This is a genomic window from Streptomyces sp. NBC_01463, from assembly GCA_036227345.1.
Lineage (GTDB): Bacteria > Actinomycetota > Actinomycetes > Streptomycetales > Streptomycetaceae > Streptomyces.
In genome coordinates, this window is the sequence record CP109468.1 from 7,881,863 (window position 1) to 7,894,351 (window position 12,489).

Here is a 12,489-nt window from a genome sequence, read left to right on the forward strand (position 1 = left end):
AGACCACCGCAAAGGAAGCCGCCATGCAGCGATGGCGCATACGCACGTGCGCGTCCGCGGCGATCGCCACGGCCGGACTGCTCCTGTCCGGCTGCGCCAACCCCGGCGTCGGCAGCGCCGAGGACGACGCGACCGCCCCCGTCACCCTGAAGTTCTGGCACGGCTGGTCGGCGCCCGGTGAAGTGAAGGCGATCAACGACTCGATCGCCCGCTTCGAGAAGCTCCACCCGAACATCCACGTCCAGGCGACCGGCAACGTCACCGACGCCACGATCAACCAGGCCCTGCGCGCCGGTGGCGACAGCTCGCCCGACGTGGTCACCTCGTTCACCACCAACAACGTCGGCCAGTACTGCGACTCCGGGATGTGGGCGGACCTCGACCCGTTCCTGCGCAAGACCGGCGTCGACAAGACGAAGGTCTTCCCCAAGAGCCTTCTGCAGTACACGAGTTTCGAGGGCAAGCAGTGCGCTCTGCCGCTGCTCGCGGACGCCTTCGGCATGTACTACAACAAGGACGAGTTCAAGGAGGCGGGCATCGCGCGTCCGCCGCGGACGATGTCGGAGTTCGTGCGCGACGCGAAGAAGCTGACCGTGCGCTCCGGCAAGGGGTCGTACAAACAGGTCGGCTTCATGCCCAACTTCCGCCTCTACCAGAACAGTCCGGACCGGCTGTTCGGCCAGTGGGGCCCCACGTACTTCGACAAGCAGGGCAACTCGGTCCTCGCGGACCAGAAGGCCACCACGGACTTCTACCGCGTGACACACCAACTCGCCGACGCACAGGGCGGGTACGGGGCGCTGGAGAAGTTCCGTACCTCGTTCGGTGACGAGATGTCCGCGCAGAACGCCTTCCTCACCGGGAAACTCGCCATGCACCTCGACGGCGAGTGGCGCGGCCTGATGCTGAACGAGGCCAAGGCCGGCTTCGACTGGGGCGTCGCCCCGCTCCCGGTGCCCGACGACCAGGCGGACACCTACGGGCGCGGTTACCTGACCGGCACGGTCACCGGCATCGGCCACAGCAGCAAGCACCAGAACGCGGCCTGGGAGCTGGTCAGTTTCCTGACGACGGACACCCGCCAGGTGGTCGACTTCGCCAACGCGATCCACAACGTGCCCTCGACGTACGCGGCGCTGAAGTCGCCCGACCTGGACGCCGATCCGACGTTCAAGACGTTCATCGACATCGCGCAGAACAAGTACAGCCAAGCCATGCCGCAGTCCACCAACGGCGGCATGTACATCACGTCGCTGCAGGACTTCTCCTACTCCGCCGAGGCGGGGCGGATCCCCGACCTGCACAAGGGGCTGCGCGAGCTCGACGAACAGATCGACGCAGACACCCTCCAGTCGAAGAGCTGACCGACGCCGGGAGCACCACACCATGGCCCTCACCCTTTCCACGCCGGCGCGGCGCAGACTGCGCACGCTCGGCTTCCTCTCCCCGTGGCTGATCGGGTTCAGCGTCTTCTTCGCCTATCCGCTGATCGCCACCGTCTACTTCTCCTTCATGCACTACAACCAGATCCAGGCGCCGACCTTCGTCGGCCTCCGGAACTGGACCTACGTCTTCGAGCAGATGCCCCTGTTCGGACCCGCCCTGTGGAACACCCTCTGGCTGGTCGTGATCATGGTGGCGCTGCGGGTGGTCTTCGGACTGACGCTCGGCCTGCTGATCACGAAGATCAAGACCGGCCCCGGCCTCTTCCGCACCGCCTTCTACCTCCCGTACCTGGCGCCCCCGGTCGCCGCGACCGTCGCCTTCGTCTTTCTCCTCAACCCGGCGACCGGCCCGGTCAACGGCATACTCTCCGCCGTCGGGATCGACGGCCCCAACTGGTTCAACGACCCCAGCTGGGCCAAGCCGTCCCTGGTCATGCTCTCCCTGTGGGGGATCGGCGACCTGATGGTGATCTTCATGGCCGCCCTGCTGGACGTGCCGAAGGAGCAGTACGAGGCCGCGGAGCTGGACGGCGCGGGCTCATGGGCGAGGTTCCGCTACGTCACCTGGCCGGCCATCACCCCGATCGTGATGTTCGCGGTCGTCACGGGCGTCGTCCAGACGATGCAGTACTACACACAGGCCCTGGTGGCCGGGAAGCTCGCCTCCGGGGTCTCGATCGGCCCGGGCTCGGTCATCCAGCCCGGCTACCCGGACCACTCGACTCTCACTGTTCCCCAGCTCGTCTACTCGATGGGCTTCCAGAACTTCAACACCGGCGCGGCGTGCGTTCTGTCGCTCGTGCTGTTCGCCATCGCGATGGCCGTGACCATGCTGCTCATGCGTAAGCGCTCGGGCCTGCTCTCGGCGGAGGACTGATTCCGGTGACCACTACGACCATCGAAGCCCCGGCGGCCACCAGGCCCCCGTCCACCTCGCGCGCGCAGGGCCCCGAAGCCGCCCGCGCTCGCCGCAAGCGCGTGCTGAACTGGATCGCCGTGCACAGCGTGGCCCTGGCCGTCGCGCTGCTGTTCGTCCTGCCGTTCGTCTTCGTGTTCCTGACGTCCGTGATGAGCGACGCGCAGGCCATGAGCGGGGACCTCTGGCCCAGCTCCTGGCACTGGGAGAACTACACGGCCGTCTTCCGTACGGAGGGCTTCCTCACCTGGTGGAAGAACTCCCTGATGTACGCCGGGCTCGGCACGCTCTTCACCGTCTGCTCGGCCGTCCCGGTCGCCTACGCGCTCGCCAAGTTCCGCTTCCGCGGCCGGCGGGGCCTGATGATCCTCGTCATCTCCACGATGATGCTCCCGCCCCAGGTCATCGTGATCCCCATGTACCTGGTGTGGGCCCAGCAGTTCCACCTCTCGGGCACGCTGTGGCCGCTGATCATCCCGATGGCGTTCGGCGACGCGTACTCGATCTTCCTGCTGCGGCAGTTCCTGCTGACCATCCCCAAGGAGTACATCGAGTCGGCCCGCGTCGACGGCTGCGGGGAACTCCGCACGCTGCTGAAGATCATCGTCCCGATGGCCAAGCCGGGGATCGCCGCCATCGCACTGTTCCAGTTCTTCTACTGCTGGAACGACTACTTCGGGCCGCAGATCTACGCGGCCCAGAACCCGGGTGCCTGGACGCTCAGTTACGGACTGGAGTCCTTCAAGAGCGCCCACAGCGTCAACTGGAACCTGACCATGGCCGCGACGCTGCTCGTCATGGTGCCGGTCGTCATCGTTTTCTTCTTCGCACAGAAGGCCTTCGTCGAAGGCGTCACACTCACCGGAGTAAAGGGCTGATTGATGAAGCTCGCAGTAGTGGGTGGCGGGTCCACCTACACACCTGAACTGATCGACGGATTCGCGCGGCTGCGGGACACCCTGCCGATCGAGGAGCTGGTGCTCGTCGATCCGGCGGCCGACCGGCTGGACCTGGTCGGAGGGCTCGCGCGGCGGATCTTCGCCAAGCAGGGCCACCCCGGCCGGATCGTCACCACCTCGGACGTCGACGCGGGCGTCGCGGACGCCGACGCGGTCCTGCTCCAGCTGCGCGTGGGCGGCCAGGCCGCCCGCAACCAGGACGAGACGTGGCCGCTGGAGTGCGGCTGCATCGGCCAGGAGACCACCGGCGCCGGCGGCCTCGCCAAGGCCCTGCGCACCGTCCCCGTCGTCCTGGACATCGCCGAACGTGTCCGCCGCGCCAACCCGGACGCGTGGATCATCGACTTCACCAACCCGGTCGGCATCGTCACCCGCGCCCTGCTCCAGGCCGGTCACAAGGCCGTCGGCCTGTGCAACGTGGCGATCGGTTTCCAGCGCAAGTTCGCCCGGCTGCTGGACGTCACGCCGGGTGAGATCCACCTCGACCACGTCGGCCTCAACCACCTGACATGGGAGCTCGGGGTGCGTCTGGGCGGCCCCGAGGGCGAGAACGTCCTGCCCCGCCTGATCGCCGAACACGGCGACGCCCTCGCCGCCGATCTGCGCATGCCGCGGGCGATCGTGGACCGGCTCGGGGTCGTCCCTTCGTACTACCTGCGCTACTTCTACGCGCACGACGAGGTCGTGCGGGAGCTCGGGACCAAGCCCTCCCGGGCCGCCGAGGTCGCCGCGATGGAGAAGGAACTCCTCGCGATGTACGGCGACCCGGCACTGGACGAGAAACCCGCACTGCTCGCCAAGCGCGGCGGCGCCTTCTACTCCGAGGCGGCCGTCGACCTCGCATCGGGCCTGCTCGGCTCGGGCGGTTCGCCCCTCCAGGTCGTCAACACGGCGAACAACGGCACCCTGCCGTTCCTCCCCGACGACGCGGTCATCGAGGTGCAGGCCGCCATCGACGCGAAGGGGGCCACGCCGCTGGCCGTGCCGGACCTGGACCCGCTGTACGCCGGTCTGATCGCGAACGTGACGGCGTACGAGGACCTGGCGCTGGAGGCCGCGCTGCGCGGCGGCCGCGACCGGGTGTTCAAGGCGCTGCTCGCACACCCCCTGATCGGCCAGTTCGAGTACGCCGAGGCGCTCACCGACAAGCTGATCGCGCACAACCGGGAGCACCTCGCGTGGGCCTGACCGCCGCACTCCTCGCAGTCGACGCGGGGAACAGCAAGACGGACGTCGCCGTCGTCGCCGTTGACGGCACAGTCCTCGGCGCGGCCCGGGGCGGCGGCTTCCAGCCGCCCCGGGTGGGCGTCGAGCCCGCGGTGGACGTCCTCGCCGACGCGGCCGGGAAGGCGCTGGCGGCAGCGGGCGTCACCGACGTCGGCCATGTGTCGGCGTGCCTCGCCAACGCCGATCTCCCGGTCGAGGAGAAGCAGTTGGAGGAGGCGATCCGACGCCGGGGCTGGGCCCGGAGCGTCGACGTCCGCAACGACACCTTCGCGGTGCTGCGGGCCGGCCTGACGGAGGATGCCGAGCCGCGGGGCGTGGCCGTGGTGTGCGGCGCAGGGATCAACTGCGCGGGCATGCTGCCCGACGGCAGGACCGCGCGCTTCCCCGCCATCGGCCGTCTCTCCGGGGACTGGGGTGGCGGCGGCGGCCTGGCCGAGGAGGCGCTGTGGTTCGCCGCACGCGCCGAGGACGGCCGCGGCGAGCCCACCGCGTTGATGCGGACGCTGCCCGCCCACTTCGGGCTCCCGTCCATGTACGCCCTGATCGAAGCCCTGCACCTCGCACACCTCGCTCCGCACCGCAGGCACGAGCTGACGCCGGTGCTCTTCGCGACGGCCGCGGACGGGGACCGGGTCGCGCGTGCCGTGGTGGACCGGATGGCGGACGAGGTCGTGGCGATGTCCACCGTCGCCCTTGCCCGACTCGGCCTGCTCAAGGAGAAGGTGCCCGTGCTCCTGGGCGGCAGCGTCCTGGCGGCCCGCCACGCCCAGTTGGACGACCGCATCCGCGCCCTGCTGGCGCAGCGGGCTCCGCTGGCCGAGGTGCGGGTGGTCACCGAACGGCCCGTGCTGGGATCGGCACTGCTGGGGCTCGACGCCGTGGGGGCGGACCCGGCGGCACATGCCCGCACCAGGGCCCACTACGGGACGGCCGCCCCGCGGTGACGCGCTGCCCGGGTCCGCCGCGGCTCTGGTAGGTTCCAGACCTTGATCCGCCGGTGATGACGATGTCCCGCCGGTAGTACCGGGAGGGGGACCGCTCCGTGGGCCGGGTGCCGCCATGGTTGCGCAAGCCGCTGTTCATAGGGTTGCCGTTCGTGCTGTCGGTCACCGGGGTGGTGTTCTTCCTCGGTGTCGACCGCGCGGACGGCGGTGATCATGCGGCGGCGAACCGGGCGCAGTTGAAGCGCGCCTGCGCGGGTCTTCTGCCGTACGAGGAGCTGCGGGGCGCCGTGCCCGGCGACACCGCGGGCGTGGTGAGTGAGTACGGCACCATGCTGGAGCCCGACGAGGACAGCCGCTCCCTGCTGAACTGCTCCGTCACCTGGCCGGGGCACGGGTCGGTGCGGGTGCGGGCCGTCGCGCTCATCTCCCGGCTGCCGATGACCGTGCGGGCCGAGGACATCCTGCCCGGCGGTGACGACGACGGGTACGAGGCGCCCGGGGTCACCGGCAGGGTCGGCGAGGACGGGCGGTCGTGGGTCGTCGCCGAGTGCCCCGGCGGGATCGAGGGGCGGGTCCGCGAGGTGTCCGGCATGTATGTCACGGCCGCGGTCGATCTGCCCGTCTCCGGCAAGGGCAAGCCGGCGGAGTATCTCGCGGACTTCCGCACCGCCGTCCAGGTGGCCAACGGGATCACGGCGGCTCAGAAGTGCGGCGGCTCCCCGCTGAAGGTTCCCACGCGGGTCGTCGACACGTATGAGGCCCATGTCACCTCGGACGCGGACGGGGGCAACATGAAGGTCGTGGGGATCGACGAGCCGGGTCTGGGCGTGGAGAAGTGCAAAGGACTCGGCAGGCGTGCGGGCTTCCCCGGCAAGTGGACCGCCGCCGGCGATCTCCAGGACTCACGGCTGCTGAGCGTCTGCGAGGCCACCGTCCTGGACCGCGAGGACCCGACGAGCACCGATCCGGCACCGTCCGACAACGCGGTCGTCAGTGTCTCGGCGGCGAGCTGGGCCGGGCCGCTCGGCCGGTCCGCCGACGGCCAGTACAACCGGACCGGTGACAGCTACACCTTCCGCGAAGGGGAGCGGACCAGGGCCATCCCCGAATCGGAGCCCCACGAACTCGCCCTGTGGGCGCGGTCCGAGTGTGCCGCGGGAGCGGCCTACCACCGTGTCACCGTCGACCGGGAGACGTCCGACCTCAGCGCCTACACGCTCACCGAGGCGGAGCGGACCACGTTCTCCAAGGACGTCCGGAAGTTGATGGACAGTTACCTCGCCTCCCCCGACAACTGGCCCGCGCAGCAGCGGTGTCATGACACCAGGATCCTTGGAGAGGTGGAGGGATGGCGGTGAGGCGGACGGTCCTGCGAGCGGTCGCCGCCCTGGTGGCAGTGGCCGCTGTCGTCGCCGGATATCTCCTGGTGCACGGCGACTTCCAGCGCTGGAGCGACGAGTCGGCGCTCGACGGAGCCTGCGACGGGCTGCTCGACCGGAACACGGTGCGCGGCGTCCTCGGGCCGGGCGACGTCGAGGTCGAGCACGAACAGCGCGGCGCGGGCCTGGTGGCCTGCGAGGTGCACGTCAGTGACGGCGGCACCGCCACGATCCGGGTTCTCGACACCGCGCAGGTCGGACAGCGCCTGGACGACACCCTCTACACGGGGTCGCCGCGCGCACTCGCCGTGCCGGTCGGCCACGGATGGACGGGTCTCTTCGGGGCCGCACCGAAATCCTTCGGGTCGTCGGACGTCTTCGGGGCCGACGAGGACGAGAAGGTGACCACGAGCCTGGTCCTCAAGTGCACCGGAGACAGCGGCACCGACGGCCTGTCCGTCACCGTGGAGACAACGCTCGACACGTCACCGGACGATCCTGCCGCACGGCCGGCGTTCGCCAGGATCGCCACCTCCACCGCGGCCCAGGCATCCAGGAAGCGACACTGCGGGGCAAAGCTCGGAAAGCCGGTCAGCAGCCTCGGCCTGCCGGTGAACGAGGACGAGTACAAGCCGCTCGGCACAGCCGACGGAACCTGCTCCGGCGTCCCCGCCGCGCACGGCATGGCGATCGCCACCGAGACCGCCCGCGGGGGAGCCCCGCACGAAACGTGCCGGCTCGCCGACGCCGGCCTCAGCACACGCTACGTACTCGAGGCGGACTACGGCTCCTATGCCCAGGAGCGGCTGCTCGGGCACGAGCGGGATGAGGACACACCGGACACCGGGACACCCGCGCACTACCGCGACGGTGACGGACGGATCAGCTGGACGACGGCCAAGTGCCATGACGGCCGGGCCTTGTTCACCTTGCGGCCCTCCTACGAGAAGGCGGATGACCGCACGTACCCGCGGGATGACGCGGACCTCGCCTACGAGCGTGCCGCCCTCACGGCGTTCGCCGAACGCTCGGCGAAGGCCCATGCATGCTCGGCACCCGCCACCCCCTGACACCGGTGCGGGAATCACCCCTCGTAGCGCGCGGTCAGGGTGCGTACGGTCGTGGCGATGCGGTCCCGGAGCTCGGCCGGTGCCAGGACCTCGATGTCGGTGCCCAGCCGCAGGAATTCCCCGTGGGCGTGGCCGACCGACTCGATGGGTAGGCGGACCTCGGTCCACTCGCCACCCGTCGGTGTCACGCCGAGGCTACGGGAGCCCTGCGGGGTGAGCCGTACCAGCGCCTCCCCGGTGTGCAGTCGCTCCCGGAACGCGGCCAGATAGCCGGTCCAGTACGCGGCCAGGCCGAACCCGTCCGGGACGGTGCACTCCTCGTCCAGCTGCCGTATCCCCAGGACCTGGTCGACCCGGTACGTACGGATGCCGGAGGGCCCGCCCGCGACCAGATACCAGCGGCCGGCCTTGAGGACGAGTCCGTACGGCTCCACCCGCCGCTCGATCTCCTCCGGCGCCCGCCAGCGCCGGTACCGCAGTACCACCGTCCGCCGCGCCCACAACGCGGCGGCGACGGCGGGCAGGTGCGGCGTGCGGTCGGCGTCGCCGTACCAGCCGGGGGCGTCGAGCAGGAACCGTTCCTGAATCCGTTCGGCGTGCTCGCGCAGCTCCGCGGGCAGGGCGGCCCGCAGCTTGAGCCGGGCGGCGGCGAGTGCCGTGCCGAGGCCGAGTTCGGCCGCGGCCCCGGGGAGCGCGGCAAGGAAAGCGGCCTGCGCCTCGTCAGCGGTCAGTCCGGTGAGCCGGGTCCGGTAGCCGTCGAGCAGCCGGTAACCGCCCGCGTGGCCCGCATCGCCGTACAGCGGGATGCCTGCGGCGGCGAGCGCCTCGACGTCCCGGTAGACCGTCCGGACGGAGACCTCCAGCTCCTCGGCCAGTTGGCGGGCCGTCATCCGGCCCCGGTTCTGGAGCAGCAGAAGCAGGGTGACCAGTCGGCTCGCACGCATGGAGCCAGTATCCGTATCCACTGACAGGAGATGTCAGTGGAGTGCCCCTAATCTGCGGCGCATGAACGACTTCGACTTCCTGCACGGCTCCTGGGACGTGGCCAATCGCCGTCTCACCGCACCGCTCGGCCCGGGCCCCGGCGCCTGGACGGAGTTCCCCGGGCACGCGGTGGTGCGGCCGCTGTTCGGGGGCGCCGGCAACATCGACGAGATCACCTTTCCGACCCTCGGCCGTCAGGGCGTGACCCTGCGGCTTTACGAACGGGAGGCGGAACGCTGGTCGATCCACTGGTCCGACAGCCGGACGGGCCGGCTGGATCCACCGGTGACCGGCGGCTTCACCGGCGACCGCGGCGACTTCCACGGCGAGGACACCTACGAGGGCCGTCCGATCCGCGTGCACTTCACCTGGCACCGCCTCGGCCCGGACACCGCTCGCTGGGAGCAGCGGTTCTCCGCCGACGAGGGGCGTACCTGGGAGCTCAACTGGACCATGGACCTCACCCGTACCGGGCAGGCCGGCGCATGAGCGTGGTCGAACTCCGTCAGTACACGCTGCACCCCGAAGCCAGGGAAACGCTGACCGAGCTCTTCGAGCGAGAGTTCGTCACCGGCCAGCAGTCGGCCGGTATCACCGTCGGCGGCCGTTTCCGGGACCTGGACGATCCGGACAGATTCGTCTGGCTGCGCGCGTTCCCCGACATGGCACACCGCCGGCGCGCGCTGGAGGCGTTCTACACCGGTCCCGTCTGGCGGGAGTTCCGCGACGCGGCCAACGCCACCATGGTCGACAGCGACGACGTCCTGCTGCTGCGCGGCCCGGGTTACACACCTCCGCCCGCCGCACGCGAGGTGCTCGCGACCATCTGCCACCCGGCCGACGCGGCAGGCTTCGAGGCGTACGCCGCCCGGCACCTGGGCCCGGAACACGCACTGCACCGCACCGAGCATGCCGAGAACGACTATCCGCTCCTGCCGGTACGCACCGGGGAGGAGGTCCGGGTCTGGTTCGGACCGGCCGAGCCGGTGCCCTGGCCGGCCCGGCGGCTGCGGCTGGAGCCCGTGAGGCCGTAGCCTCCGGCAGTCGGCACCGGCGCTCTATAGTCGCCTTATGAGTCGTTGGACGGATATGGCCGGGAAAGCGTCCGGAGAGGAATACGCCGCACGGTTCGCGACCCTCGCCCGCAGTGGCCAGAACGTGCATGGTGAGGCGCGGTTCTGTGCGGCCCTCGTGCCGGTCGGAGCGCGGGTGCTGGACGCCGGGTGCGGTACCGGACGCGTCATGATCCGGCTCGCGGAACTCGGGTACGACTGCGTCGGGGTGGATCTCGACGAGTCGATGCTGGCGGTGGCGCGGAAGCAGGCGCCCGAGCTGCCCTGGTTCCGGGCCGACCTGGCCGAGTTCGAGCCGGCCCGTCTCGGTGTCGCAGGGGGCTTCGACCTCGTCGTCGCAGCGGGCAACATCTTCCCGTTGCTCGCCCCCGGCACCGAGGCCACGGTGGTCGGGCACCTGTCCAAGGCCCTGCGTCCGGGCGGCCTGCTGGTCGCCGGCTTCGGCCTGGACGAAGCCCATCTGCCGGTGCCGCCCGGTCTCACGCTGTCCGACTACGACGACTGCTGCACCGCGGCCGGTCTCACCCTCGTCGACCGGTTCGCCACCTGGGATGCCGACCCGTACGACGGCGGCGGTTACGCCGTCAGTGTCCACCGGACGCTCTGACTGACCGGTTTCCGTTCCGCCATCAGCCCGTGCCGGAGGGGCAGGACAGCAGGACGGACTTCAGGCCAGGAGGGGAAGCGAGGCCAGACCCCGGACGAGACGGGTGCGCCGCCACTCCAGTCGGTCCGGCGGCACGGCGAGCCGGATGCCCGGAAACCGCGTCAGCACCGCGCGGAGTGCGATCTCCGCCTCGGCCTTGGCCAGCGGAGCCCCGACGCAGCGATGGATGCCGTGGCCGAAGCTGAGATGAGCGCCTGCGTCCCGGTCCGGGTCGAGCAGGTCCGGCGACGCGAACCGCGCAGGATCGCGGTTCGCGGCCCCCAGAGCGACCAGCACCGGAGAACCGGCCGGGATATCGGTACCGCCGAGCGTGACGCCCTCCGTGGTGAACCGGAAGGTGGCCGTACTGACGGGGGAGTCGAATCGGAGCAGCTCGTCCAGCGCGGCGGGGACCTCGTCCGGGTCCTCCCGCAGCCGGTCCAGCTCGGCAGGGTGCCGGAGAAGCGCCAGCGCGGCGTTGCCGAGGAAGTTGCCGGTGGTCTCGTGCCCGGCCACGAGCAGCAGCACCGCCAGGGAGACCAGCTCGTCCTCGCTCAGCAGGTCGTCTCCGTCACGCGCCGAGATGAGCCGGTCAAGGACAGAGCCACCGGGGTGCACGCGCTTGGCCGCGATGAGGTCCGTCAGGTAGTCGGCCATGGAGTGCGAGGCCGCGTCGATGACCTCGGGCCGGCTCGCCGCGAACAGCTCACCGGACCAGCGCTGGACGTCGGACCGGTCCGCCTCCGGGACGCCGAGCAGCTCACAGATCACGATGACCGGCAACGGCACCGCCAGGCCCGCCACGAAGTCGAACCGCCCGCCCGCGGGCCACTGATCCAGCAGACTGCCGGTGACCTCGGCGATGAACGGACGCAGCTCCGCGACCGCCCCGGTCGTGAACGCCTTGGTCACCAGCTTGCGGAGACGGGTGTGCTGGGGAGGGTCCGTGGCCAGCATGGTGTGCGCCACCGCGGGGTGCAGACGACGCCCTGTCGCCTTGCCCGCGAAGAAGGCCGCCGTGTCCTTCGCGAGCCGGGCGTCGCCGAGCGCTTCCCGCGCCTCCGCGTAGCCGGTGACCAGATAGCTGATGCGCCCACCGGACCCGGCGGACACGGGCTGCACCGGACAACTGGACCGCATGGCCGCGTAGATGGGGTAGGGGTCCTGGAGGAAGCGGGGGTCCTGAGTCGGGTCGGTCATGCCTTCAGGCTCCAACCGGCCCCGCCCGCTTGTCATCGGCGACACGCCCAACTGGCTTACGGATGCGGCGTCCACCGGCTACGGCAGTGGTACGGCGGCCGTCACTCCCTGGAGAGCTCCTCCCGGATCAGCGGCACTTGACGACCGTTCCTGCCCGGCAGAACAGCAAGGGCGACGGACACCGAGTGTCCGTCGCCCTTGCTTTCGGTTGCTTCCGTCACCGCTGTTCCGGGATGAAGAGGACTTTACTCTTCGGTGTACCAGGAATAACGATGGAGTATTTCATCTACACGAGGAACGTCACCAATCAGATCGATCGCCTTGCCGACGGAAGTCGTCAGCCGTTTCGGCTGAACCACCGACTGCCCGCCCACCATGATCTCCATATCACCGGGATCATTCGAACCGATCAAGGTATGGAACCTTGCTTCGAGAATGAGAGTGACAACCGCTCTGCCCTCGGACAGGGCGATCATCAGGCAAGGATCCTCACCGTCATTCCACACCATGGTGGCGGAGTCATCCGCACCCAATGAGGATGCGATATCGCGAAGCGACTCGCTACCAAGCGGAAGAAATTTCTCGGTGAAGTCTCCATCGGCGGACCAGATTTCACATCCGATCTCGTTCTTCTTTCCCACGTGAC

13 protein-coding genes are annotated in these 12,489 nt (G+C 69.8%); 10 read left to right on the plus strand and 3 right to left on the minus strand.

Translation table 11 applies throughout. The features are described 5' to 3' along the window. Positions 1 to 23: 23 nt before the first annotated feature. From OG521_34665 to OG521_34695, 7 genes are all read left to right on the plus strand, one after another. Entirely contained in the window at positions 24 to 1,364 is a 1,341-nt protein-coding gene (locus OG521_34665) for an extracellular solute-binding protein (GenBank protein ID WUW25630.1), read from the plus strand. A 22-nt stretch (positions 1,365 to 1,386) separates the two neighbouring features. Beyond that, positions 1,387 to 2,322, plus strand: coding sequence for a sugar ABC transporter permease (locus OG521_34670; protein ID WUW25631.1), 936 nt, complete (start codon positions 1,387 to 1,389; stop codon positions 2,320 to 2,322). 5 nt (positions 2,323 to 2,327) lie between these two features. Beyond that, on the plus strand, positions 2,328 to 3,239 hold the full coding sequence (locus tag OG521_34675) for a carbohydrate ABC transporter permease (protein ID WUW25632.1): 912 nt from the start codon (positions 2,328 to 2,330) through the stop codon (positions 3,237 to 3,239). Positions 3,240 to 3,242: 3 nt separating this feature from the next. Then, entirely contained in the window at positions 3,243 to 4,508 is a 1,266-nt protein-coding gene (locus OG521_34680) for a 6-phospho-beta-glucosidase (GenBank protein ID WUW25633.1), read from the plus strand. Beyond that, positions 4,499 to 5,491 carry an ATPase gene (locus OG521_34685; protein ID WUW25634.1) on the plus strand — a complete coding sequence of 331 codons (993 nt, stop codon included), beginning with the start codon at positions 4,499 to 4,501 and terminating at the stop codon, positions 5,489 to 5,491. The genes OG521_34680 and OG521_34685 overlap by 10 nt, the downstream gene beginning before the upstream one ends. Before the next feature lie 152 nt (positions 5,492 to 5,643). Further along, on the plus strand, positions 5,644 to 6,849 hold the full coding sequence (locus OG521_34690; protein WUW25635.1) for a hypothetical protein: 1,206 nt from the start codon (positions 5,644 to 5,646) through the stop codon (positions 6,847 to 6,849). Then, complete coding sequence (locus tag OG521_34695) at positions 6,840 to 7,940, plus strand: hypothetical protein (GenBank protein ID WUW25636.1); 1,101 nt, start codon at positions 6,840 to 6,842, stop codon at positions 7,938 to 7,940. The genes OG521_34690 and OG521_34695 overlap by 10 nt, the downstream gene beginning before the upstream one ends. Before the next feature lie 14 nt (positions 7,941 to 7,954). Here the strand turns inward: OG521_34695 and OG521_34700 are convergent, their stop codons facing one another. Further along, positions 7,955 to 8,884, minus strand: coding sequence for a YafY family transcriptional regulator (locus OG521_34700; GenBank protein ID WUW25637.1), 930 nt, complete (start codon positions 8,882 to 8,884; stop codon positions 7,955 to 7,957). Between the two features lie 52 nt (positions 8,885 to 8,936). On the opposite strand from OG521_34700, the gene OG521_34705 reads away from it, so the two are divergent. Genes OG521_34705 through OG521_34715 form a run of 3 tightly spaced genes read left to right on the plus strand, consistent with a single transcriptional unit; the run spans position 8,937 to position 10,604 of the window. Further along, positions 8,937 to 9,413 (plus strand): hypothetical protein, encoded by a 477-nt coding sequence (locus OG521_34705; GenBank protein ID WUW26900.1) that lies wholly within the window; start codon positions 8,937 to 8,939, stop codon positions 9,411 to 9,413. Next, positions 9,410 to 9,958, plus strand: a complete 549-nt coding sequence (locus OG521_34710; GenBank protein WUW25638.1) for an NIPSNAP family protein — start codon at positions 9,410 to 9,412, stop codon at positions 9,956 to 9,958. The genes OG521_34705 and OG521_34710 overlap by 4 nt, the downstream gene beginning before the upstream one ends. A gap of 37 nt (positions 9,959 to 9,995) precedes the next feature. After that, positions 9,996 to 10,604 (plus strand): class I SAM-dependent methyltransferase, encoded by a 609-nt coding sequence (locus OG521_34715; protein ID WUW25639.1) that lies wholly within the window; start codon positions 9,996 to 9,998, stop codon positions 10,602 to 10,604. A 60-nt stretch (positions 10,605 to 10,664) separates the two neighbouring features. Here OG521_34715 and OG521_34720 read toward each other — a convergent pair whose 3' ends face one another. Both OG521_34720 and OG521_34725 read right to left on the minus strand, forming a co-directional pair. Continuing rightward, positions 10,665 to 11,843 carry a cytochrome P450 gene (locus OG521_34720; protein ID WUW25640.1) on the minus strand — a complete coding sequence of 393 codons (1,179 nt, stop codon included), beginning with the start codon at positions 11,841 to 11,843 and terminating at the stop codon, positions 10,665 to 10,667. A 245-nt stretch (positions 11,844 to 12,088) separates the two neighbouring features. Next, positions 12,089 to 12,484: a hypothetical protein gene (locus tag OG521_34725; protein WUW25641.1), complete on the minus strand. Its 396-nt coding sequence runs from the start codon at positions 12,482 to 12,484 to the stop codon at positions 12,089 to 12,091. Positions 12,485 to 12,489 lie beyond the last annotated feature (5 nt).